We start from the raw sequence: 1,245 nt of genomic DNA, 5'->3' as shown, positions 1-1,245 counted from the left end.
TGGGCGTGATCCGCTTTCGTGGACAGGTTGACTATGCCGCTGCCCGTTCGAACTCGGCCGGCGCAGCGTAACCGATTGCCGAGTGCATGCGTTGCTGGTTGTAGAAGACCTCGATGTAGTCGAACAGCTTCACCTTCGCGTCGCTGGCGCTCTGGAAGGACTCACCCAGCTCGTTCTTGAGTGTGCTGAACCAGCTCTCCATGGCCGCGTTGTCGTAGCAGTTGCCCCGGCGGCTCATGCTGCAGCGCAGGCCGTGCTGCTCCAGGACACGCTGGTAGTCCTCGCTGGCGTAGGTGCAGCCCTGGTCGGAGTGATGGAGGAGCCCTTCTTCCGGACGCCGTCTGCGAAGCGCCATGTCCAGGGCCTTGAGCGTCAGGTGGCGGTCGTTCATCGCACTCAACGCCCAGCCCACGACGAAGCGGGAGTACAGGTCGATGATGGCCGCCAGGTAGAGCTTTCCCTCGGGTGTGGTGAGTTCCGTGGTGTCGCCCACCCAGCGCTGATTGGGGCCGTCCGCGGTGAAGCGCCGCTGCAGCAGGTTGGCGGCGACCGGCAGCCCAGGCTCGCTCACTGTCGTGCAGCGGTAGCGTCGGCGCGCCCGGCCCACTAAGTGCTCCGCTTGCATGAGGCGGATGACGCGCTTGCGACTGATGCGGACACCCTGGGTGCGCAAGGCCCGATGGACGCGAGGGCTGCCGTAGGTCCGGCGCCCCTGCTCGTGCGCCTCGCGGACCAGGACCTTCAGCCGCTCGTCGGCGCTGTGCCGGGGACTCGGAGGCCGACGCCTCCATGCATAGAAGCCTGAACGCGACACCTGCAGCAATCGGCACAGCAAGCTGATGGAGAAGTGCGCCTGCTCCGCACGGATGAACTCGAACTTCACCCGTTCTCCTTCGCGGTGTAGGCCACCCATTTTTTTAGCAGCGTTCGCTCCATCTCCAGCTCGCGCACCTGCTTGCGCAGCTTCGTGAGCTCTTGCCGCTCCGCGCTCGTCAGCGCCCCGGGCTTCCCCTTACCGCTATCCGCCCGAGCCTGCTCGACCCAGGTCCTCAACGCCGACAGCGTTAAGTCGAGGTCCCTGGCCACCTGGGAGACCGTCTTCCCTTCCTCCAGTACCAGCCGGACAGCCCCGGCCTTGAACTCTTCCGTGTAGCTGCGCCGGGGACGGCGCTCCTTCTTCACTTCCACCATGTCGGACACCGTATCCGCCTCTTCGTTGGTGTCCACTCAAGCGGATCATGCCCA

Annotated in this window: 1 protein-coding gene; it reads right to left on the bottom strand. The window is 65.2% G+C overall.

Annotation, left to right across the window (positions count from 1 at the left end; genetic code table 11):
- Positions 1-31: 31 nt before the first annotated feature.
- Positions 32-1,191 (bottom strand): IS3 family transposase gene (locus D7V88_RS41585; protein ID WP_120545969.1). Its coding sequence is split into 2 segments (ribosomal slippage): positions 32-912 and positions 912-1,191, totalling 1,161 coding nucleotides; the frame shifts between segments, so codons are not numbered across the junction.
- Positions 1,192-1,245: the final 54 nt, after the last annotated feature.

Origin of the sequence: Corallococcus terminator, from assembly GCF_003611635.1 — a bacterium.
In the GTDB taxonomy this organism is placed as follows: Bacteria; Myxococcota; Myxococcia; order Myxococcales; family Myxococcaceae; genus Corallococcus; species Corallococcus terminator.
This window is presented reverse-complemented; position numbering and strand designations above follow the sequence as displayed.